This is a genomic window from Ferrovibrio sp. (assembly GCF_964218355.1).
In the GTDB taxonomy this organism is placed as follows: Bacteria; Pseudomonadota; Alphaproteobacteria; order Ferrovibrionales; family Ferrovibrionaceae; genus Ferrovibrio.
Genome location: NZ_CAXPMC010000026.1, coordinates 179880 through 203292, shown reverse-complemented (window position 1 = coordinate 203292; position 23413 = coordinate 179880). Strand labels below are relative to the sequence as shown.

The following is a 23413-nucleotide window of genomic DNA, read 5'->3' as shown; positions in this document are numbered from 1 at the left end:
GTTCGGGACTGGTGGCTTCGTTCCCGGTTTTCCACCAGGGTCTACCCCCCAGCTTCCGCCGCTGACCGTCGGCTGCCTGACCACTTCCGGGAGATCATCGGGTCGCACTTGCCCCGCGGTAGCGAACGTAGAATGGGTGAGGGAAGTACCGTTTGCGCGTGCAATGCCCCAGCGGTACCACACTGCTGCAATTCAACACCCGCCAGCGCGGCGCCTTTTGCGATCGCTTCTTGAATGGTCAAAGACCCTCCGTTTGCGCCTCCATAAGCAAGCTGTAGCAGGAGCCTGTCAAACATTAGGCAGACCCTGCCGCCATATGTACAGATTTCCTAGATAGTTTACACACTGGACATAGACACACTTGGGGTCCGTATTTCCGTAATGCAAATTATCCAATTGGTGGGACGTTCTAAAGGGTGTTGCCTTTTGCTGTTCCATGATCGCTGAGAGCAATGGGGTCAGCCGCGGAGCCCCCAATAGCTCAAGCGGATGGCCCCATTGCGGATCGAACAGCCGCCGGCCTATGTGACCACTGACGGTCCAATGTCGGGTTCAGGTGTGCGGTCTCGATGACTCTAAAAAATATCAAATCAGCGTCAGTCCCGGATGCGCTCCAGGGATACTGCCTAATTGACAGTTTGCGGCCCCGCTATTGGCCCACAGTCTGGGCAGCAACTGCTGGAGCACGCCTAGCCCCAAGCACGTTGTCACAGAGGCTTTCGCATATTGACCGCCTCTACGCATTTAGCTGCCAGCTCCAGGGCTCCGATACCCTCGACCAACATCTAGCGCATCTCGATTTTGATCAGATCGAGACATGTCTTACGTCGTACTTTTCATACGTCCAGAACGCTGGGGCGCGACAGCCAGAAAAGCATCCTATGGCTTGGCCGGCCGCTTATCGGTTCGTATTGGATATCCTGACATGGCTCACACAGGTTGAGGCCCAGAGCCATAAATTGACGTCACTGTTTCGCCGGTTGAATCGCCTTACAAGCCTATACCAGAACCTAAGACCTCATCGGTCTCGCTCATACCGGAATGTGCGCGCATTACCATCAAGCGTCATTGAGGAGGTATACGAAGTCTCCACGCCCGATAGTCGCCGAAATCCATTTCGGACCCAAGCAGCTCAAGAGAGAAACTATGCTCTTATTCTGCTTTTTCTACATCAGGGACTGCGCAGATCTGAAGCTTTGTTGTTGCATGCCAACCCGGTTAATAGAGCAGACAGCAGCATAAGAGAAAAACAATACACCTGGCTCAATATAGTTGATTATAGCGGGCCACTCGACAAGAGATCGTTCCGGCCTTCACTTAAAACAACTGCATCTCAGCGTCAGATACCAATCTCGTCGCCACTGGCAGATATTGTTACAAACTACTCTGATAACTGGAGGGGCAAGCAGCCTCATCCCTTCTTATTTAGTAATAATCGACATCAACCGATGTCGGTAAGGAATGTCAATCGAATATTCTTCTCCCTCTCCTCGTCGCTGTCAAAAGGCGCTGCGGCCGATTTATCGAGAGTACTTGGAAGGCAAGTAATCACACCTCATGATCTTCGCCATACATGCGCTGTCGTTCGACTAACCCAGTTTATTGATGCTGGCACTGAGATGGCTGTGGCTCTCCAAAAGCTAAGAGCATTTTTTGGATGGTCATATGCTTCAGAAATGCCACGGCATTACGCTCGTGCATATTTTGAGAATAGATTGTCGACAGTCTGGTCAGATCAATTCGATATTCACACGGACGCTTTACGGCGGTTAGAGAGCACCAATGGTTAGTGCATCTCCCACTAATCCAACAAACGACTACAGCACTGTACTGAATGTGGTGCGCACCTCCCTTCCCGTTATGCCGACAGTTATCCGATACGAAGACGACTACGCGGGAAAGATTCGATCTGTTTCAACAGAAAAAGACCCCAATGTTTGGGAAATAATTGCCGACGGAAAGCGCAAGATTATTCGATGGGATACGCTTCCATTAGAATCTGTGCCGTTTTTAAAGGGGTGGTTGGCGTGGCATTTGGCTCGGCATGACGCAACTTCGTCATTGTATAGAGCCTCTTCAATGGCATCCCAGGCAACAGATCTAGCAGTATTCTTGGGAGGGCTTCTCAATGAACCGCATGTATCAGCGGCATACTGGCGAGATGTCGTAGTTACTACGGCTCGCCATTCGAGTCAGCTAGAACTGTTAAAATCAATTCTCCAGTTCTTCTGTGAATCGTTCGTTGGCCCCTGGACGCCGGCGCATGCAGACATGGTTCGTCAATGGCCCTGGGGAATCCGGAAAGATTTTAGAAAGACAGTCCGGACAGGTGAAGCATTCCTGACAATGGATGAAGAGCGCCTCATTATATCTTACTTTGACGATTTAAACCGACAGATTCATCAGGGACATTTTGTCAGTTCCGCTGAACTCCGTTCGGCTTGCATTCTCTACTGGTCATATCAACATGCTTTCCGGACGATTCAGATCGCTTCCCTAAATGTAGAAGACATTACTATCAGAGAGCCTTTTTCATCGGGTCCGCCCACAATTCACGCTAAGTTTTATGCGGCGAAGCAAAGAACAAGCGAAAAGCGTGTTCCAATGCTTCGGAAGGTTAAATCTGAGTGGGCGTCAATGATGGCTGAGTATCAACGAAGAAGGATTGCTTCTCCGAATATGTTTGTAACCGAAAAGGACAGACCACAGTCTTTTTTCGGCCTGCCGCCCCAGAGAATCCAAATTATCATTAAGGCCGCAACCTTCAAAGTTACCGCGATAGAGCGCACGCAAACTGAGCTCAGGCATACGGGTGCTCAGAGACTAGTAGATGCTGGTGCCACCGAAATTGAGCTAGCCGATTATCTCGGGCATTCTGACATCACGAGTGGGCTTGCATACTTCGAGGCATCTCCCACACAGGCAGATAGAGTCAACAAAGCATTGGGCATATCCCCAATATTTGGAAACATCACAAGTTTTCTGAGCACCAGTATGCTTCGTAAAGAGCAGCTACTAAAGCTGCCTCCTGATAGTCAAGTTGGAGCTGTCCCTCATGGAATTGCTATTTTTGGCATAGGTGGTTGCTCCCAGGGACAATCTCTTTGTGAGAAGAATCCGGCTCTTTCCTGCTACACATGCAGTAAATTTTTGCCTTTAGCTGATAGCAAAATTCACAAGGAAGTCCGTGACCATTTCCAAGGAGTGGTAAAGTTCTTCGCCGATGAATCAAAAGGAGAGTCCGCCAGCCCAGCATTCATGCAATTGCGCCGAACTCTCGAGGCTGTCGAGTCATTGATACTGACGATCGAGGAAGAAGAATGAGTGAGGAAAGGTTTAAAACGATAGTAGATGCCGCTAAGTCTGTATGTGAGAACCGAGGTCTGGAGTGGTTCATCACTCCTGATCTAGCGGGAAGAGTCGATGATAAAATTGCATGGAATCTGACGTCATTATCTGGCTTGGCCCCTCCCCCCATACACTATCTCAATAATTTCTTCGCCATCTCCATCCTTGTTGAAGCGGCACATCAATTACAGCCGGAATTAGTCGACTCCAGCAGTCCATTTGTAATTTCTAATCCTTGGCAAGAAATGATCAAGGCTGCAGTTGTGGACGGTTTATTCCGACGACGCATTCAGCCGGCATCAATCTATGGAGCAACCTATCGGCCCCTTCTCGCATTGGCTTCGGTTTGTAAGGACATTCCGCCATGGAAATTGACAAGAGCACATGTAGATCTCGCTGCGCGCGCCGCCAAACAGGTTCAGGCATCTGGAAAGCTATCTATCGACATTGGAGGTATTGTTTCTCGACTCTTCGACAATGAAGGTCTCTCCGAATATTGCCCTCTATCAGCGCTAAGTGGTCGCGGCAACACAAAGACAACAATGCGCCCCAGATCGGCGAAGGCCATAAAGAGATCGTTGGAAGAGCGTTCATCAAAAAACAAGCTCCCTACCGAAGCGGCCTTTTGGGAGATCTTACGAATTTCCTACGAATCACAGCCAATCAGCATCTTGGACAAGCTTCGGTTCGCTGCAATTAAGACACTTATCTTCACTGGACTACGTGTGAATGAAGTCTTCACCATTCCTTCTCAATGGGCGAAATCGCGAGATTATTTTGACGTTCGCGGAAATCTAGCCGGCAACAGTGGCGGAATAAGCACTTCACTGATGGTGCGATACTTTGGCGAGAAGCAGAGGCTGTCAGACGCAAATAAGTTGGCGCTATTTCCGACTGCGCAGCACGTTCCTAGTATATTTGAAGCCGAAATAGAGAAGACATTGAATGACGTCGTTGAGCTTACTTCGCCCTTGCGATCTAGGCTTGAAATGCAATGTCAGTCCGGAAGAATTTTTCCGGAATTTGAGTTGCAGGAACTGATCTCGGTGACAGACCTATATACTCGCTTAACTGGAGACCCATTTCCATATGTTGATCCGCATCGTTCTTCTTTAATAGATGAATATAAGAAGGCCTATAAGACAGACATTCTTGATGAGATAGGGGGACGACAGGAAACGCTAAGGAGGTCTGGAGCAAGGATCGATAATAGAGTTCGATACTATTTCTCCACAAAAGGCGGCAGCATTGATTTGAGAAAATTCGCACGTGATTGGTGTGGCGCACCGATGGAAAGTATGAGTTACGAGGACGCCCACTTTTTAGTCGATGACCTCGAGAATAACCTTCCAACATCTCTTCCTTCGAAGATGTCAGATACTATTTCGCTTCCACTATTGGAAAGCACCGGTTTATCTCCTGCGGATCTGCTTTTTCTAATGCCGAAGCGAGCAATCGCGGAAGAACGGAACGGCGGTATTTGTGACCTTCGACGCTATGCTTTTGTCGGAAGAATGATTTCGTCAGACCTTGATCGCTCTCTAGGGGACCTGGTCACTAGCCGATCGTTATTCGCAAAATACTCGGATATGGAAGAGGTTAAGAACTTTTCGATTAACACGCATATGTTTAGGCACTTGCAGAATACTGAGCTCTTTCGACTAGGTGTCGCTGACACAATCATAACAAAGCGGTTCAATAGAAAGTCCCTCGCTCAGTCGTATGATTATGATCATCGAAGTCTTGCCGAAGAGCTCGCCGATATGAGCATCCCAGGGGAAATTCAAGATCTATTTAACGACCGTTCGATTAGTGCTCTTAAGTTAATCAGGTCTGGTCGTGCCGCGGGTCCAATCGTGGATGAATTTAAAAGGATACAAGTCACGGAAGGAGACGAGGCTGCCTTTATTTTTTTAGCGACCGAAGCAGACGGTTTTCATACAACGCCCTACGGACATTGCCTCAATTCATTCACAGTCGATCCGTGCCCGAAATCCCTAGAGTGTTACTCAGGCTGCCGGCATCTCACGGCGACTAATATATCGCATCATACCAGGAACCTGACTGCACTTCGTGATCGATATAAGAAGCTCATTTCCAGCATTGATGATCATCCTGCTCCGCCAATTGGAAAGGAGAACATGTTAGCGCACGCAATTAAACGACTAGAGGGTATAGAAGCGGCTCTAACGACACAGCCAGGACAGCAAGTGTTTCCTACTGGAGAAGATTTGTTCGTTGCCGTCAAACAAACATTTAAAGGACCATTTAGAGATGCCTAGAGTTCGATCAAAGGCAGCAACTTCTCGCGATATCCAGCTTTCTGATACGTTGGCGTCAATGCTCAACGAGGGAGAGCCGATTACTGCTCGTTCAGTTGCTAGAAAATTTAAACTAGCACCAACTTCACTCACTAGAGACAAATTGCGTATGTCTCTAATTAGTGCCGCGGTCAATCAGCAAAGTCAGAATCTCGCATGGCTCGCGACGCAGAAGAAGTAGTCGAAGGAATCGCTTGCGAGAGCCCTTGGTTTAAGAGATGCCAAGATTGAAGAGTTAACGGCTGCAGTAGAGGTACTTCAGGCAAGCCATAAAGCTATGATCCTTGCGATCGGAGAGATTGGCGGCTTTAAAGCCTGGCAGAAGTTCTTTGATCAATGGTCTGAAGTGTCTTCAAACACCGCTCTCATCGCCGTAGTAAAAAAATGTAAATAATCACTCCCCTTTTTTGACGGCAAAGGACTTTTCTTTTCAGGCCAACTAATGCTGGTGGAATGCCACCTGTATTAGTTGCGTCCAAGCTGCTCGTTTGCAGTCATGGATGTGAAGAAAATTGTCGGCCGCAATCTGCGTAAATTGCGTGTCGAGCGTGAAATGACGATTGAGGATCTCGCCGGCGAAGCCGAGGCTGAGGCCTCTTGGACCGCTCGGATCGAACGGGGCACAGTCAACGTCGGGATCGATCAACTGGCGAGATATGCAAAGGTCCTCAAGGTCAGGATCGGCGATCTATTCATTGAGCCTGCGCCAGGTGCAGCTGCACCGAGGCCCTTGAAGCCTGGTCGACGGCCATCAAAGACAACGACAAAACGACCTTCCCGCTGATCCAGGACTGATTTCTCCCATTGTTGCCACGAGGGGCTGTCCCGCATTGCCGGTAGCATACATTAGTATGCGACTCGACTTAGTTTTAGACCCCAGCAGAAACAAGATGTTGTGGTCGGTGGGAAACTGCAGGTCGGTCGGATTTATTTTTTGCCGACAACCCCGAGTCGCATCCGATTCGTTACAAGTCGGATACTAGTTTAAGTATTAAGCGGTTGACCAAAACCATATTTAGGGGTACTCGGGCAGAGCGATATACATTGGGTGGCCTATCGGCCCATTGTACCCGGTGCTCTAGCTTTTTCCGAAATAGCCTGTATAGATTGAGGGGCGAGACTTTGCGGGTCCCGCCCCTCACGAAGTGGTGTCCAGGAGTTTGCGGCCCTTGGATACCACCTGTGGTTCGTCACGCAGTGCGGACGCTCCAGACAAAGCAACCGTACTCCGTGACGCGCCAATGTGCAACGGCCGTCTGGAGAAAAGTCGTGGCTTTTCAACGTACTACTACGTGTGATTGGGCGTATAACGCCTTCATTCAACGCGAAAAATCGCCCAAAACTACAGCTAAGCTGCCTCTCGCCAAGGTCGTAACGACCAAGGCCGGAGAAGCCGCATTGGCGCCCGTTAAGACGTCGTCCCACCACTCCTGACCTGGGACTCGGTCCTCAGGCTGCTTGGCAGCCCGGGCCGGACGATGTCATGACGACGACCTTCCACTTCCTCAACGTAGGCCATGGGGATTGCACGATCATCGAGCACGATGACGGTCAGTACACCATCGTCGACATCAACAATGGCAGCGACCTGAACTGGAACAGCCGGTTCGAGATTGCGGCCTCGATGGGTGTTCTGTCGGCCCTGGAGCTGCTTGTTTTCAGGTCGGCCAATATCGCACCGCCGTCCTATTCCCAACTGGAGCAGGCTGGATATCACGTCCGGCTCACCAACCCGGTCGACTACATTCTCCGCACCTTCAAGGGGAAGCGCCCCTGGCGTTTCATCCTGACCCACCCCGACTTCGACCACATGCGTGGTCTGGCCGCTTTGATCCAGCAGGGCCTGGCCCCTCACAACTTCTGGGACCTCCCTCACGACAAAGAGATCGCGGAGAATCTGCAGGATTGGGACGAACCTGATTTTCTCGCCTATCAGCGCCTCGCGCGTGGCGACTTTGGCAACGTCTTACAGCCGATGCGCGGCAGTTACGGATACCGCTTCAACCGCGACATCGACGGTCTCGCCGGCGGCCACGGGATCGAGATCCTCTCTCCTTCGCGCAAACTGGTCGATCAATGCAACGAGTATGGCGACTGGAACGACCTCAGTTATGTCCTCAAGGTCACCGATCACGGCCTGACAGCAATCCTGGGCGGCGATGCCGAAGATGTGGCGTGGGACTCGATTGTACGGGCCCACCGGCCGGCGGACCTGAAATGCGATCTGCTTAAGGCCTCGCACCATGGCCGGCGATCGGGATTCTACGAACCTGCCCTGGCTCTTATGCGGCCGCAGATGACCGTCGTGTCTGTGGGGAAGAAACCGAACACCGACGGTTCACACAAATACCGCCGATACACGAAGAACGAGCTGGTCCTGTCCACGCGCTGGAACGGCAACATCACCGCGACCTTCGCCCAGGACAGTTTCAAATACTGGAGGGAATATGAGCACTAAGTCGCCACTCAATTCGTATGAACTGATCGCAACGGCTGTGCCCGGGGCAATCGTGATCTTCGCCGCAACGTTCGTTGCTCCTGAACTACGGGAGTATTTTGGCAAGGATGCGCCGTCGATCGGCGGGTTCGGCCTATTCCTGATCATGGCGTATATCGTCGGTCAGTTGCTGCAAAGCGGTGGGAACCTGCTCGAGGCGATCGTCTGGTGGTTCTTCGGCGGGATGCCGAGCGCCTGGCTCCAGACTGACCGATGCAGCAAGCTGCTCTCCAAGACTCAGTGCGCGGCTCTAGATGCGGCACTGCAGAAAATGTTGCCTGGCTGCACCGCAATCAAGGATATCCAGCCTGATGAATGGAAGGGAATCACGCGACAGGTCTTTGCCGCAGTGAATGCCGCTGGCCGTGCCAGTCGCGTCGACTCATTCAACCAAACCTATGGCCTCATGCGCGGCATTGGTGCTGGCTTCTTCCTAGCAGCCGCAGCTGTATCCGTAATCGACATCGCTAATTGGAAGTTGTCGGCCTTGCTTGCGGCCGCCGGCCTCCTTGCGACCTACCGCATGTACCGGTTCGGTAAGCATTACGCACAAGAGTTGTTTGTTCAGTACTTGGATTATTCGACACCGTCTTCGAATGGTTCGAAGGCGGCGGCCTCCAAATCCTAATCAAGGACATACAGACATGACCGCGACTCTGACCTGCTACAACGTTGGCACCGCCGACTCTTCGCTCATCGAACTGGTGAGCGGCTGGAAAGTCTTGATTGATTACGCGAATTACAACCCCGATAGCGATCCGAGCGAATCGCGCATCAACCTTGAAGTCGAACTTCGCAACAATCTCCGTAAGGATGGACGCAAGGGATTCAATGTCGTCGCGTTCACCCATCTGGACGATGACCACATCCACGGTTTTTCGGATGCGTTCTGGCTCGATCACGCGAAGGCTTATCAGGACAATGATCGCTTCAAGATCGACGAACTGTGGGTGCCCGCGGCAGCGATTACCGAGGAAGGTCTGAAGGGAGAAGCACGGATCCTGCGCGCTGAGGCGCGGCATCGCCTGAAGCAGGGCAAAGGCATCCGTGTGTTTTCGCGCCCGGAACATCTGAAGGCGTGGCTGGAAAGCGAGGGGTTGACGCTCGAAAGCCGCCGTCATCTGATCACCGACGCAGGCCAGACGGTGCCCGGCTTCACGCTGACTGGAAATCATCAGGTCGAGTTCTTTATCCATAGCCCGTTCGCCTGGCGCCAGGATGAAAGCACTCTCATCGACCGTAACGAATGCAGCCTTTGCTTCCAGGCGGTCTTCCAGGAGGGCGCCCAGCAGACGAAGGTGCTGTTCATGGCCGACACCACTCATGAAATGTTGAACGAGATGGTGATCGTGACCAGGGATCGACACAAGCGGCCGGAACGCCTGGAGTGGGACATTTACAAGAGCCCGCACCACAGCAGCTATCTCTCCGTTGGGCCGGACAAAGGGGTCGATGAGACAAAGCCGATTCCTAACGTCAAATGGCTGCTGGAAACTCAGCGCCGTGCCTCGTGCCTGATCATCTCCAGCTGCGATGCCATTCCACTTAAGGGCACCGCCGAGGACGAGGATGCCTATCCGCCGCACCGGCAGGCGCACAACTATTACAAAAAAACTGCGGCGGGTGGTGATGGTGAAGTGCGCGTCACGATGGAGTTCCCGAACAAGATCAAGCCGAAACCGACGATCGTAACTATCAATTCGTGGGGCGCTACCCTCTCGAAATCGACACCGGCCGCAGCGGCGGCGATCGCAGCAGCTGCACCCCGTGCGGGATGCAAATGAGTTTGGAAAAGGACTGGATTGCCAGCAACCTGGCTACCATCGATACCACCGCTCTCGCCCGTCCGCGGGCGAGAGCGGTGGCTGAATTCTTCCGTGTCTTCGGCGATCAATATGGTGTCCAGCAGCTCGAGTGCTACAGATCAGAAATATTGAGTGCCGATGCCATCTCTGTCGATTTTCACGTCGACCGACCTCAGTTGCGAGCAGTCGAGATACACAAATCTGAACAGCTTCTTTTAGTCTTTTCCGACAGTGACATTGCGCCGTCTGTTTTCTCTCTCCGAGATGATTTCCCATTTACTCCTCATCAGAACTCTGTTCCTGAGGGGTGGCCATTCTCGCTTTGCATAGACGATCGGCCGTGGCCTGAAGCAAAGACGAGCTGGTCACCTAGTAGCTTTGTCCAGAGAATTCGGTCGTGGCTGACCAAGGCCGTTACCGGGCAATTGCACCATCCAGCGCAGGCACTCGAGCCCCTCTTTTATGGCACAGGAAGAGCCATCATCGTGCCGAGGAGCGTGATAGGCGATACTTCGGGTGACGGCATCAAGCGGCTCGTTGGATTCGTGGACTCCAGGCCAAATGCCAATCCGAATATCATTCGGACAAGAGTGATAGATGGTCATTTCAGAGAGAACGAAGCCGGCGGACGGATTGTGATATTGCCGATTCAGTTTCCAGACCAAACCATGTCCGGCATGCGGCATATTCCGAGATCCTATCGATCACTTGCGAAATTTCTTCAATCCTTCGGTATTGACCTCCCTGCCTTGATTTCCGATCAGATCTGCGCTTGGTCCGAATGGACATCAAAAGATTCTGATCTTCTTACCGGGCAACTGGCAGTATGCCTCCTTGGTGGTGTCGTAGATGGTGGGCGGCGCTTATCTGATGTTCGAATGCTTCTGTTCCCTTCGATGCGAACGTCCGAGTTTGGTGAAGGACTGGGTCTGATTGGCAAGGTTCCAAATTCGAACATTTATGCGAAAATATTGGGTGCAAAACCTTCAGAAACGTTCGATACCGGTATCTTCCCTCTCGATGTTGTATTGGATTTTGACCGACAGTTGGCTGCGGATGCATCCGGCTACACTGCCCCCTCATCTGAGCGCATCGCCTTGATTGGCGCTGGCGCGATCGGCTCCCATATTGCATCCAGTCTGAGCAAGCGAGGCGCATACACGTGGTCAATCTATGACAGCGATACCCTGTACCCGCACAACCTAGCACGGCACGCTCTGAACCGCGGGTATGTCGGGCTGAGAAAGGCCCCTGCTCTCGCCCATTTCATTCGAGTGAACTTTGGGGTGACTAGTGCTGCCAATGGATATTGGCTGGATGTTCTGCAAGAACGAGCGCAATGGCCGACGGATGCAACATCAGCGTTCGAAGACGCTGATTTAATCTTGGATGCATCAGCATCCGTAGCCGTATCTCGCAGTATATCGGATGCAGATGTTAAAGGAAGAAAGGCTTCAGTTTTTCTAAATCCAACAGGCACAGCGGTTGTATTGTTGTGCGAAGATGTCGCCAAGTCGATTACGCTGCGGGATTTGGAGGCGCAATATTATGAACTCATCCTTAGAAGTGAGCCACTAGCAAATCACTTGTCGGCAGGTCCAGAAGGTGTAGCGTACAGCGGATCTTGCAGGTCTCTGTCGAGCCGAATTCCAGGTAGTTCTATTTCTGCATTGTCAGGCCTCATCGATACAGAAATATCAGCGGCGTTTGAGTCAGAAAGGGCCATCATTTGCATTAAGACGATCGAAATCACTGGAACCGTCAGCGTCAGTAAGGTCATCGGTAGTCCTGCCCAGCGAAAATCTATCACTGGCTGGGAAGTTTCAGTTTCTGGTTCTCTAAAGGCGGCGTTGTCGGCGGAACGAATTAAATACCTACCGAATGAAACCGGTGGCGCCCTCCTCGGAATTATCGATCATGCCACACGCCACATACATGTCACGGGGTTCATTTCTGCCCCGCCAGACAGCTCTGGAACGGACATTGGTTTTGAACGGGGCATTCAGGGATTACTCCCCGCTATCAAAGACGCTGGAGAAAAAATCCTCGGACAAATTCAATATGTCGGCGAATGGCACTCCCATCCGAATGGGTCGTCTACAAAACCGAGCGCGACCGATATCAAACAAATCGCCTGGCTTGCAGCGAATCTGCACGCGGACGGATGCCCAGCAGTCGTCGCAATTGTTGGGGATCGTGATATCAATATTGTCGGCGGTCAGGCGATAAGTCTGTAATTATCGAACAGGCGGTGTCGGGGGCAATGATGAAATTTAACGATCAATACGGCTGGATGATGCCGATTGGTATTCTTTACGGCGTTATCTTGGCCCTGACTCTGGTGATGTTGTTTGAGAACAAAGATTTGGATGATGGCGTTGCAACTCTGCTCGCGGGCATCTTTGCCCTATTTGGTGGTGCACTCGCTTTTTTTGGTGCCAAAGGGCAAGCGCAATCCGCAATAACGGCTGCACAGAATCAGTCAGATACTCAGCTAAGAATTGAGCGAGATCGCCGCGATGATATGCGACGGAATCTTTCTGTTTCATTCCGGGCAATTGCGGTTGAGATCAAGAAGCTGATGCTGGAGCGGATTGAGCGAACTTATTACTATAAATCGACCGACACTGTGACGCCGGAGACCAATCTGGATGTCTATAAGGATGCTATGCGTAGCTTGATTGTTACGACACATAAGCTGTTGGCGGCAGACTTACAGACAATTTCTGTATTAGGTGGGCCTGTCGCTGAAGCAACAATAGCGCTCTACAGTCTGACAAATCGGTATGACCGCTATATAGATGAGTGTTTAGCGTATAGCGAAATTCCAGAAAGATACCTTGAATACTACGACGGTCTTTCTGTGTGCGCTATAAACTGCGTTGGCGGCGCTGATACGCTTATAAAGGCCATTGATGCATGGCAGAGCGAAAATCCAGTTCTGCCGATATCTGAAGCCGGAATGTTACCATCATCATGGCATGATTGACGCTTCCGCTCAGAGTTTTTCTGCCCAGTAGGGTGCCTGTACACATCATTATTAGAGAAATTATACTACCGGCCCTCCGATGACTACCGTCCGAACCCTCATCAGATCTTGCGCTGCCTTATGGGCATCTTCGTTTTTACCGTCCCGGCAGTAGGTCGAAATCCGTCCGATCTGCCGGTATGCCGCCATCCGCCTGGCCGCCGGCAGCTCGTCTTCCACTAGCCGGAAGGCGTTATCGATCGTCCGCAGATTGTCGCATGTATTTTCCTTCGAGAAGCTCGCCATGCCTGGCGGAGCTGCGACCACAATCGACAGCAGAAATACCAATGAAAGCAGCTTCATTATTTCGGGGTCGAGGCTGATGTCCTGCGATCAGAAACCCTGGTTTCCTCAGGCTTGCGGAAGAACGTGTAGCTCAATGTGATTTCAGCCACATCGCGGGTTTTCGGGTTCTGCAGCATTTCCGGGTCGACAAAGAACGACACGGGCATGTCAACGGTCTGGCCCGGCTGCAGCACCTGCTCCTCGAAACAGAAACAGGCAATCTTGCTGAAGTATTGTCCGGTCTTCTCCGGCGAGACATTGAAGCTCGCCTGACCTGTAACCGGCTCTGCTGTCGGGTTGGTTGCCTGGTAGAAGGCGAGCGTTTCCTCACCCGGCTTTACCTTGATCTGCCGCTGAACCGGCTGAAACTTCCACGGTAAATCCGGAGCGGTCGTGGCATTGAAGCGTACAGTCACCATGACGCCGTCGGTGTCGGCCGCGCCGGGTGCCGATTTAGCCCGCAACGGCGTGCCGGCGAAGCCGGTGACCCGGCAGAACATGTCGTAGAGCGGGGCGGCGGCGAAGGTAAAGCCGACCATCCCCGCAAATACGACAGTGCAGGCGAGTGCCAAGCGGCGGTTTCTTTTCTGCAGATCGGCACTCATGCTCACACCTCTAAGCCGCGTCTCTATTGGACACAGCGCACGATATAGCCCGGGCCGTCGGAGGCTTTTTCCGAGGCCACATATGTTGCCCCTCTGGGGCATGTCGGCTGTGCCGAGCGTATAGCTGCGACGCGGACCCCGAGTTTCTCGGCAATTTCGGCGGGGGACATGTTCATGCTGACAAGCTCCCGGACTCTGGCTGCTTCCAGGGCCTGGCCGGTCAGCGTCATACCGTAACAGTCGGTATAGACCTCATATCCCTCGTCATAACCGCGACAAACCTGCGGCGTGAAAGCCCCGGCGGATACAGACGCACCGGAAACCAAAAGGAAGGCTACGACCGCAGAATGCAAACTCTTCATATTTTACCTGTTCTATTGGGAGGTTGATCAAAGTGTCGCGCGTCGAAGGACTTCGTTTTTATTGTGCTACGAATTTGTCCGATAAAAATGTGGGAGCGGAGAAAGGACCCCCCAAACTCCGCTCCCGAGGCGCCGACAGAGCTTCTACGCTGCCGGCACGCTGTTATCGGGCGCTGACATCACCCGACAACAGCCCTCCTCTAATGTTCGATATCTCCCACAGTCAGCGCGATCGGTTTCTCACGTCCGCCGGCCAGATCGAGATGCACCTCGATGGTCTCACCATGCACCAGATCGCGGTTCAGCCCAGTCAGGCGAATCCATGCTGCGTCTTCCAGATCAAGCGTTTCGCCGGCGCGGATCGGCAGGGACCCAATCTGGGTTGCGCGCCCGGATGCGATCTTGACTTCGATGATGCTGTCTTCCGCCACGTCACTATGCAGACCCATCACTTGACGCGTACTGCCGCCGAGGTTTTCCAATCGCAGGCGCGCAATCGTGTCGTCGCCTGCCTTTGCCGGTTCGACGTAATGCTCTGAGATCAGGATGCTCCCGACTTCCTGCTGATGGGCACTCGCCGAACCACAGCCGAGAAAGGTTATGATCGCCGCTTCAACAGCAAACCGGACACGACGCAAGACTGTTAAACTCACCAACTCAATGGCCTCCTATTCCATGTAATGCTGCCAGCTCACCGGCCGCTTATACGGCTTGGCGCCAGGCTCTCGAGCCATGTCTCGCTGTAGGGCCTTGGCGCGACACTCCTTGAACGGCATCGTGTCACGCACAAACCCCTGCTCTTCGCATCGTTTCTCAATGCTGGCGTGGTAGTTCCGTTGCGACTGCTCGGGGCTGCAGCCTCCTATGGCTGCCGCTATGAGCAGTAACAGAGCTTTGGTGGCCTCATTCATGAAAACCTCCTTGCATGCCTATAACTGTCCACCCTTGGCGGCTTGTGCCCGCAGGATGGCGATGCCGTCTGTCCCGAACAGGGGTTGCTGAAGCGCATCTTCCAAGACTTCGAGCGCCTGGCGTTGCTGAACGGTTGCGTCGTACTTCGCCAGAGCTGCTACGCCGAGCTCGATGTCAGCCGACATCAATGGCGATCGGTCCATCTCGCCCAGCTGGACAGCGCGCTGAAGCTGCCCACGCCGGGTGTTCTGGCGGTTGAACTGGTCATCCGCCATTTCTGACATCCGAACCGCAGCACGATGATTGGCCAGCGCGACGTCGATGCCGTTGATGATCTGGGCCTGCAACACGATGAGCTTTGCCGCTGCCTCACGCCGCTTCGCCGTCATCTCGGCAATCGGCCCCTGATTCTGGTTCAGGATCGGCAGTTCCCCACCAATCTCAAAGGAGAACATGTTCTCCCCCTGGTCATAGGTGTAGCCCGGACCGAGATTGAGATTGGGGATCTGCTTGGCGACTTCGAGCCGAAGGGCCGCCTGGGCAGCCTCATATTCGGCCAGCAGGCCGAGCACATCGCTCCGGGTTGCCAGAGCAATCCGCCGATACTCAGCCCCCGAAGCCGCAGCCATCAGGGCCGGCGGGACAGGCCGGTCGAATTCGGCCAACGACGGCTCTATACCATTCAGCGACCGGGCCGGCACGCCCACAGCCGCGGCCAGTTTGGCGCGCGCTTCGTCCTCCTGACGGGCCGCCTCGGCAGCCAGCAAGGCCAGCTGATTGAGGTTGATACGCTCACGCGACAGGTCGAGCGCGGTGACCTCGCCGATGGTGAAACGCCGCTCCAGGGCATTGACGAAATGGTCCTGCGTTGCCGTGCGCTGGTTGATCAGGATCGTGCGTCCCTTGGCCGCCCAGAGCGACAGCAGGGCAGTCCGCACCTGTCCCCGGACCTGCCATGATGCCGTGGCGAGATCCTCACGCGCCGCCTGGACCATGGCTTCCGACTGCTCGATCTTTGCTGTCCGCTGGCCGGACACATCGACCAGGAAGCTGATCACCGACCCAATCGTCCAGGGCGATGGTGTCGATACCGTGGTGTTGTAGGATGGCAGGAAGCTCAGGATCGGGTTCGGCCGCTGCTTCGCGGTCAGAACAGCGGCTTCAGCAACCGCCAGCTTGGCCCGCGACAGCTCCATCTCCGGGTGGAAGTAGAGCGAGGCCAGGGTCAGGCTGGACAGATTCCAGTCCTTTCCCGCACCAGGTTTGGCAGCCTCGATGAACTGCGCCAGCCTGGGATCGTCCAGGCGGCGGGCTTCCAGAGCGACCGCGGTTTCCGCCGGTCGGATTGGCCGATCCTCATATTTGGCACAGCCAGCGAGAACACCGACCGTGCCTGCGAGCAGCAGAGCCGAGGTGAGAGTCCGGTAGTTCGGCCGGAGACCGATGCGCTTGGTTCGCATGTTAGACTTCCCCTGAATCTGAAATGGTGCTGATCCGATAGACCACGTCTCGGCCGGAAAGCGCCTGCCTGACGCTCTCAAGTGCCGCCTTGGCATGGGGTTGAGGCAGTACAAGACTGACCTCAACGGCACGGACGCGCCCGTGCACCTGCTCCATCGCCGTGCGATAGGTGATGTGCGCGCCGTAGACATTCACGTCACGGGTACTGAACCCGGCCGCCGATGCGTTTTCATCGGCCAGCAGGGTGTCGATCAGCTTTTCCTCAAAGGCTTTGGCGGCCGTGAAAGTGAGGCGGACGTTCTGGTTGCTCATGCGAGACTCTCCCGGCGCGACATGCCGAAGCGGCGATAGAGGACCGGCAGCACCACAAGCGTCAGCAGAGTGGAACTGACGATGCCGCCGATGACCACGATAGCCAGCGGCCGCTGGACTTCAGAGCCCGGTCCCGTGGCGAACAGCAGCGGCACCAGGCCAAAGGACGTGATGCTGGCGGTGAGAAGCACTGGCCGCATACGGCGCAGGGCGCCTTCCACGACCAGCACTGCCTGCTCGATGCCCTCTTCACGCAGTTGGTTGAAGTGACTGACCAGCACGAGGCCGTTCAGCACCGCGATACCCAGCAAGGCGATGAAACCGACCGAGGCCGGCACCGACAGATATTCGCCCGAGAGCCACAGCGCGAATACGCCACCGATCATCGCAAACGGGATGTTCACGAAGACCAGCACCGCCTGACGCACCGAGGCAAAGGTGGCGAACAGGATGACGAAGATCAGCCCCAGCGCAATCGGAACGACGACCTGCAAACGGGCCGCGGCACGCTGCTGGTTCTCGAACTGGCCGCCCCATTTCAGGCTGTAGCCCGAGGGCAGCGGCACATCCTTCTCGACAGCCAGCTTTGCCTCTTCGACAAAACCGACAAGGTCACGGCCGGCCACGTTACTCTGCACGATGGCCATGCGCAGGCCGCTTTCGCGGTCGATCTTCACCGAGCCATCCACCCGCTCCAGTGTCGCCACCGACGAAAGTGGAATCGAGCGGCCGTCATCCAGGATGACATTCAAGTTGGAGAACAGAGCCGGCGACTGCCGGATGGCTTCGGTACCGCGCAGGATGACAGGCGTGCGACGGCCATCTTCCAGAACGATGCCAAGGTCCTGTCCGACGATCTGTGCACGCAAGGCACCAGCAATGTCGTCCACGCTGAGGCCGAAGCGACCTGCACTCATGCGATCGACCTTGACGCTGAGATACTGAACACCCTCGTTCAGCGTGGTGAACACATCCTCGCTGCCGGAGATTTTCTCGATACGGGCGACGATCTGCTCGGCCAGACGGTTCAGAGTCGGGATATCCGGGCCAAAGATCTTGACGGCCACGTCACCGCGGACGCCGATGATCATCTCCTGCACACGCATGTCAATCGGCTGCGTGAAGCTGTAGGAAATACCCGGAAGCTGATCGAGTGCACGACGCAGCTCGCTCATCATCCATTCCTTGTCCTGTTTGCGCCACTCGCTTTCCGGCTTCAGGATCAGGTAGGTGTCGGTCTGGTTCAGACCCATCGGATCGAGACCGAGTTCGTCCGCGCCGGCACGCGCCACGATGCTCACCACTTCCGGCACTTCCTTCATCGGCATCTGATGAATATTCATGTCGATGGCGGCAGTCTCTTCCAGACTGACCGACGGCAGTTTCTCAATGCCGACGATGATGCTGCCTTCATCCATGGTCGGCATGAAAGTCTTGCCGATCTGGGTGAACACTCCGCCTGTTGCCAGCAGCAGGACCACGCCGGCAATCAGCACCGGCTTCTCGTGGCCGAGCGCCCAGCGCAGCGCCGGCAGATAGATCGCCGATGCCTTGCGGACCAGCCACGGGTCCGAATGACCCTTCCGCTTCAGGATGAACGAGGCCAGCACCGGCAGCACCGTCAACGACAGGAGCAGCGAACTGCCCAGGGCGAAGACGATGGCCAGGGCGACCGGGACGAACAGCTTGCCTTCCAGACCCTGGAGGGTCAGAAGCGGCAGGAAGACGATGATGATGATGGCAATACCGGACACCACCGGGATCATCACTTCCTTGGTCGCGCGATAGATGGTGTTGAGCAATGGCGTCTTCGTTGCGCCCTTGTCGTGCTCAAGATGCGAGACGACGTTCTCAACCACCACGATGGCCGCATCGATCAGCATGCCGATGGCAATGGCCAGACCGCCAAGGCTCATCAGGTTGGCTGACAGATCCATCCAGCGCATCAGCAGGAATGTGCCGAGCGCTGCAAGCGGCAGAGTCAGGGCCACCACAAAGGCTGCCCGCCAGTCACCCAGGAACAGCATCAGCAGGATGAGAACGAGGACGATGGCTTCCAACAGGGCCTTGGAAACCGTGCCGACGGCACGGTCGACCAAGCTGCTCCGGTCATAGAAGACCTCGATGAACACGCCTTCCGGCAGGGTCGGCTTCAGTTCTTCCAGCTTCGCCTTCACTGCATCGACAACTTGCCGGGCATTGGCGCCACGCAGGCCAAGGACCAAACCTTGTACGGCCTCACCCTTGCCATCCTTGGTGACAACGCCATAGCGGGTGACGCTGCCGATCTTGACCTGCGCCACATCGCCCAGCCGGACAATGCTCTTGCCATCCGACGCCACGACAATCGAACTCAGGTCTTCGAGGGACTGGACATTGCCCTCGGCACGGACGAGCAGAACCTCTTCGCCATCACCGAGACGGCCGGCGCCGTCGTTCTTGTTGTTCGCCTCGATTGCAGTGCGAATTTTCTCGATCGACACGCCATGTGCCGCCATGGCGCCGTTGTTCGGCACCACCTCGAAGCTGCGGATCAGGCCGCCAAGGGCGTTCACGTCGGCCACACCCGGCAGGGTGCGGAGCGCCGGACGGATGGTCCAATCCAGCAGCGTACGACGCTCGGTCAGCGTGAGATTGCCGCCTTCGATGGTGAACATGAACATTTCACCGAGCGGCGTGGTGATCGGGGCCAGACCGCCGGTCACGCCGGACGGCAGGTCCTTGGTGATGCCTGCCAGGCGTTCGGCCACGTGGTTGCGCGCCCAGTAGATATCGACGCCTTCTTCGAAATCGATGGTGACATCGGTCAGCGCATACTTGGTCACCGAGCGGACAATCCGCTTATACGGGATACCGAGCATTTCGATCTCGATAGGCGCGGTGATGCGGGCCTCGACCTCTTCGGGGGTCATGCCCGGCGCCTTCATGATGACCTTCACCTGGACAGGCGAGACATCCGGATAGGCGTCGATCGGGAGCTGACGGAAGGCATAGCTGCCGCCAGCAATCAGCATGACGGTCAGCAGCAGGACAAAGAGACGCTGTGCGAGGGAGAACTCTACGATTCTGGAGAGGAAGGACATTACTCGCCCCCACCCAGACCGCGCATGGCGCCCTTCAGAGCAACTAGACCACGAACCGCAATACGGTCTTCGCCCTTCAGTTCACCGGACACGGTGACGACATCAATGGACTCGAACTGAACATTGACGGGGATCGGCTGATATCCCGTCTCGATTTCCTTCAGGATGTAAGTGTCGGCCCCCATCCGCACGATCGAGCCTGACGGGACGCTCCAGACGCCCTGACCGTTTGCGCCGGCGGGAACACGGGCTTCGACGAACTGGCCCGGCCGCAGCCTGCCGTCCTGATTGGCGATCTCGGCCCTCACGACGATGGCCTGGCTGCCGCCATCAACCGCGCCGCCGATGGCAGTGACCATGCCCTTGGTCGCGATGCCGGGGACAGTGACCTCAGAGCCCAGGGCCACGCGGCCGAGATGGGCGGCCGGCACCTGCATCTCCAACCAGAGCGTGGACAGCTGGCCGATCTTGAATTGCGCGCCCGGTCCTTCAACGCTCTGGCCGGCCACTGCGGCAATCTCAAGCACTGTGCCGTCGAATGGCGCCTGGATGGTGGCAGAGCCGGTCGGCACCTTGCTGCCGGCCAGTCCAGCGATGGCCTGATCCGACATGCCGCTCATCTGCAGGGCCAGGCGGCTCTCGGCGGTCTTGGCTGTCGCAATGGCGAGTTCGTTGCGGGTCGCCAGGATCTGCTTGGGCGACACCATGCGATCCGCTGACAGCGCCTGTTCGCGGCCGAGGGTCTCGCGCAGATACTGTTCCTGCGAGATGGATTGGATGAATTCGAGCTGGGTCTTCAGCAATTCCGGACTGGTGATCTGGGCGAGCGGCTGGCCCTGCCGGACAGCCTGGCCTGGCACCACCATCAGATTGTCGACCCGGCCACCGGCCATGGCGCCGACATAGCGGACCTGTTGCGGCGGGATGGCGATGCGCGCCAGGAAGCCCTGGCTGGCAATACCTGCCGTCTCGGACAGCGTCGCCGTATCGATGCCGACCAGCTTGGCCTGATCCTTGGTGATCTTGAGTGGCTCTGCGGCGATGGCCGGCAAAGCTGCGAGCAGTCCACCGAGAATGGCGACTGAAGCAGTGCGATAGAGAATCCGACGGTCTTTCATTTTGACTTCCCCAGTCTGGCCTGCCGCGAAGGTTCGCGAGCAGGCCAGTGTTGATTGGAATACGCGGTTACATCCGCTTCATGCTGGTGTGCGGGCCCGTGACCTTGATTTTCACGGTCACGGGAGCCTTGGTGCGGTTACGCCAAAACCAGCCGTGATTGCCGTCGAAGGCAGCGGTGATCATGCCTTCGTCTTTCGTGACACCACGGCCCTTCTTGTAGCTGGTTGACTTGCCGGAGCCGTCGGCATGCATGTCGTAGTTCACTTCGTCGGTGGCGACCCACTCATAGGTGGATCGGTCACCACGCTTCATCTCCAGCTTCACCTCCACGCCTTCGCCAGGCTGGAGCGTGAAGGACCGCTCATCGACACGGTTTTGCCCTGCGGGCTGGGCCATGGCCGATGAGATGAAGAACGAGCCAAGCCCGCTGCCTGACATCGAACGGCGCTCCGGCGCCGGTGCAGGCGTACCCTGCTGATCGCGGATCGCGTCCTCTTCAGACTCTTTGGCGAGCTGGACCTTGATCTCACCCATTTCGGCAAGACCAAGTGCTCGCCCGATGCCGGTCGGGTCGATGTTGTATTCTGCGGGCAGAACGATCGAGACAAGGATTGCGGCAGCGGCAGCAATGGCGATCGCAGTCGACCGGATCAGCTGCTTGCTGCTCGGCAGTTCTGCACGGGTCGGCATGTCGGTGTTGTACATGGAGTGGGTCCTTCCGGATAAATCAGGAAACGAAATAGCCAGTGAGCTGAAGGCCGATCAGGACAAAGCCTGCAGTCATCATCACGACGTTGGCGGTATAGGCGTGGCGCAGGAAACTGGGCGTCCGGCGCCAGTAACCCATGACAATCAGGATTGCGCTGAGCGCCAGGAGCTGGCCGATTTCCACGCCCACGTTGAAGGCGATCAGATTCGGCAACAGGCCATCGGGCGAGATTTCATAATCGATGATCTTCGAAGCCAGGCCGAAGCCATGGAACAGGCCGAAGACCAACGTGGCGATCTTCGTATCCGGCTGGTAGCCAAACCACCGTTCGAACGCACCGAGGTTATCCAGCGCCTTGTAGACGATGGAACCGCCGATGATCGCATCGATGATGTAGCTGTTGATGCCGAAGTTGAAATAGACACCTAACAGCATCGTGGTCGAATGGCCGACCGCGAACAGGCTGACGTAGATGGCGATATGCTTCATCCGGTACAGGAAGAAGATGACGCCGAACAGGAAGAGGATGTGGTCATACCCGGTGACCATGTGCTTGGCACCGAGATAGGTGAACGGCAGCAGCAGAACGCCGCTCACTTCCTGGATATAGCCCTTGTCACCTTCGGCAACAGCATGCGCAAAGGCGGCGCTTTCGATCAGGAATACGAGGACGGCAGACAGAACAGGTATGGACAGACGCCGGCATATACATGCCAAGCGCTCCATACCCTCGATAAAGGGTACTTGCATCGAAACAGACCTTCTTCAGGTAAAGAGTGTTCGTAGAGAACGACTGCGATTACGCGAAGACGGCAGGTTTCGGCGGGCGATCCAGATTGGAGAGGGGTTTCGGGTCAGCGAAAGGCGCGGCTTTGGCGTGCCAGTCGCGGGCATTCGTGTGCGACAGCGACATACCGGCGGGTGGAGCGCCGGCCGTTACATGCGAGTGATCGACAGCATTGTGCCCAAGAGCGCTTTTCTGCGTCTTGGTGCTGCTATCTTCTTTGCCGTTATCGTCGCCGGCATCGTCGTCATCATGGTCATGATCGGCATGAGCGAAAATATCGCCATGATGGATGGCCGTCGGATCACCGAGAGGGTGATGCGAGACCGCGATGCCCAGGTTCGTCAGGACAAGCGCCACCAGCACCGCAAAAGCGATGATCGGTCGACGGCCGTTCCTGAGAATCACCTCAAGCATGCGTGGCTATTTTATGTGGCACCAGTGGGAGGTCAAGTTACTCGCTTGTCATATCCCCTCCGGGGGGATAGTGTCAAGGGATGAATGACCAGCCCCACCTCCACGAAACCCACCCCGAAATCGTCAAGCGGCTCCGACGGGCTGAAGGGCATCTGCGCGGCGTGATCGAGATGATCGAGAACGGCCGCGGTTGCCTGGATATCGCCCAGCAGCTGCAGGCCGTCGAAAAGGCTATCGGACAGGCGAAGAAGACGCTGATCCAGGACCATCTGGATCACTGCCTGGAAGATGTTGTCGGCGTCCTGCCGCGCAGCCAGAGGAAGACCATCGACGAATTCAAAGAAATCGCGAAATACCTCTGATTT

Annotated in this window: 20 protein-coding genes; 10 read left to right on the top strand and 10 right to left on the bottom strand. The window is 55.5% G+C overall.

The genetic code is table 11. The annotated features are described in order from the left end of the window. Positions 1-569: 569 nt before the first annotated feature. From ACEQZY_RS18980 to ACEQZY_RS18940, 9 genes are all read left to right on the top strand, one after another. On the top strand, positions 570-1790 hold the full coding sequence (locus tag ACEQZY_RS18980; protein WP_370156495.1) for a tyrosine-type recombinase/integrase: 1221 nt from the start codon (positions 570-572) through the stop codon (positions 1788-1790). Then, positions 1783-3324, top strand: coding sequence for a tyrosine-type recombinase/integrase (locus ACEQZY_RS18975; RefSeq protein ID WP_370156493.1), 1542 nt, complete (start codon positions 1783-1785; stop codon positions 3322-3324). The genes ACEQZY_RS18980 and ACEQZY_RS18975 overlap by 8 nt, the downstream gene beginning before the upstream one ends. Then, positions 3321-5630, top strand: coding sequence for a hypothetical protein (locus ACEQZY_RS18970; protein WP_370156491.1), 2310 nt, complete (start codon positions 3321-3323; stop codon positions 5628-5630). Before ACEQZY_RS18975 ends, ACEQZY_RS18970 begins: the two co-directional genes overlap by 4 nt. A gap of 535 nt (positions 5631-6165) precedes the next feature. Then, the gene (locus ACEQZY_RS18965; RefSeq protein WP_370156489.1) at positions 6166-6453 is read left to right on the top strand and encodes a helix-turn-helix domain-containing protein; all 288 of its coding nucleotides are present in this window, start codon (positions 6166-6168) and stop codon (positions 6451-6453) included. A gap of 699 nt (positions 6454-7152) precedes the next feature. Next, on the top strand, positions 7153-8127 hold the full coding sequence (locus ACEQZY_RS18960) for a ComEC/Rec2 family competence protein (protein ID WP_370156487.1): 975 nt from the start codon (positions 7153-7155) through the stop codon (positions 8125-8127). Further along, positions 8117-8794, top strand: a complete 678-nt coding sequence (locus tag ACEQZY_RS18955) for a hypothetical protein (protein ID WP_370156485.1) — start codon at positions 8117-8119, stop codon at positions 8792-8794. Before ACEQZY_RS18960 ends, ACEQZY_RS18955 begins: the two co-directional genes overlap by 11 nt. Before the next feature lie 16 nt (positions 8795-8810). Then, positions 8811-9950 carry a hypothetical protein gene (locus ACEQZY_RS18950; RefSeq protein WP_370156483.1) on the top strand — a complete coding sequence of 380 codons (1140 nt, stop codon included), beginning with the start codon at positions 8811-8813 and terminating at the stop codon, positions 9948-9950. Continuing rightward, the gene (locus ACEQZY_RS18945) at positions 9941-12208 is read left to right on the top strand and encodes a ThiF family adenylyltransferase (protein ID WP_370156481.1); all 2268 of its coding nucleotides are present in this window, start codon (positions 9941-9943) and stop codon (positions 12206-12208) included. The genes ACEQZY_RS18950 and ACEQZY_RS18945 overlap by 10 nt, the downstream gene beginning before the upstream one ends. Before the next feature lie 26 nt (positions 12209-12234). After that, a complete protein-coding gene (locus ACEQZY_RS18940) occupies positions 12235-12960 on the top strand; it encodes a hypothetical protein (protein WP_370156480.1) in 726 nt (241 codons plus the stop codon). A 341-nt stretch (positions 12961-13301) separates the two neighbouring features. On the opposite strand, the gene ACEQZY_RS18935 is transcribed toward ACEQZY_RS18940, so the two are convergent. The 10 genes from ACEQZY_RS18935 to ACEQZY_RS18890 form a co-directional block, all read right to left on the bottom strand. Beyond that, complete coding sequence (locus ACEQZY_RS18935) at positions 13302-13889, bottom strand: cytochrome c oxidase assembly protein (RefSeq protein WP_370156478.1); 588 nt, start codon at positions 13887-13889, stop codon at positions 13302-13304. A 562-nt stretch (positions 13890-14451) separates the two neighbouring features. Then, the gene (locus ACEQZY_RS18930) at positions 14452-14904 is read right to left on the bottom strand and encodes a copper chaperone PCu(A)C (protein ID WP_370156476.1); all 453 of its coding nucleotides are present in this window, start codon (positions 14902-14904) and stop codon (positions 14452-14454) included. A gap of 15 nt (positions 14905-14919) precedes the next feature. Continuing rightward, on the bottom strand, positions 14920-15162 hold the full coding sequence (locus ACEQZY_RS18925; RefSeq protein ID WP_370156474.1) for a hypothetical protein: 243 nt from the start codon (positions 15160-15162) through the stop codon (positions 14920-14922). 18 nt (positions 15163-15180) lie between these two features. Next, entirely contained in the window at positions 15181-16623 is a 1443-nt protein-coding gene (locus tag ACEQZY_RS18920; protein ID WP_370156472.1) for a TolC family protein, read from the bottom strand. Between the two features lies 1 nt (position 16624). After that, complete coding sequence (locus ACEQZY_RS18915; protein WP_370156470.1) at positions 16625-16936, bottom strand: DUF3240 family protein; 312 nt, start codon at positions 16934-16936, stop codon at positions 16625-16627. Continuing rightward, on the bottom strand, positions 16933-20019 hold the full coding sequence (locus ACEQZY_RS18910) for an efflux RND transporter permease subunit (protein ID WP_370156468.1): 3087 nt from the start codon (positions 20017-20019) through the stop codon (positions 16933-16935). Before ACEQZY_RS18910 ends, ACEQZY_RS18915 begins: the two co-directional genes overlap by 4 nt. Continuing rightward, positions 20019-21137 (bottom strand): efflux RND transporter periplasmic adaptor subunit, encoded by a 1119-nt coding sequence (locus ACEQZY_RS18905; RefSeq protein WP_370156466.1) that lies wholly within the window; start codon positions 21135-21137, stop codon positions 20019-20021. Before ACEQZY_RS18905 ends, ACEQZY_RS18910 begins: the two co-directional genes overlap by 1 nt. Positions 21138-21204: 67 nt before the next feature. After that, positions 21205-21843, bottom strand: coding sequence for a transmembrane anchor protein (locus tag ACEQZY_RS18900; protein WP_370156464.1), 639 nt, complete (start codon positions 21841-21843; stop codon positions 21205-21207). Between the two features lie 22 nt (positions 21844-21865). Next, on the bottom strand, positions 21866-22597 hold the full coding sequence (locus ACEQZY_RS18895; RefSeq protein ID WP_370156462.1) for a HupE/UreJ family protein: 732 nt from the start codon (positions 22595-22597) through the stop codon (positions 21866-21868). Between the two features lie 49 nt (positions 22598-22646). Next, entirely contained in the window at positions 22647-23048 is a 402-nt protein-coding gene (locus ACEQZY_RS18890) for a hypothetical protein (protein ID WP_370156460.1), read from the bottom strand. Positions 23049-23128: 80 nt separating this feature from the next. On the opposite strand from ACEQZY_RS18890, the gene ACEQZY_RS18885 reads away from it, so the two are divergent. Beyond that, positions 23129-23410, top strand: coding sequence for a metal-sensing transcriptional repressor (locus ACEQZY_RS18885; RefSeq protein WP_370156458.1), 282 nt, complete (start codon positions 23129-23131; stop codon positions 23408-23410). The last annotated feature ends 3 nt before the right edge of the window (positions 23411-23413 follow it).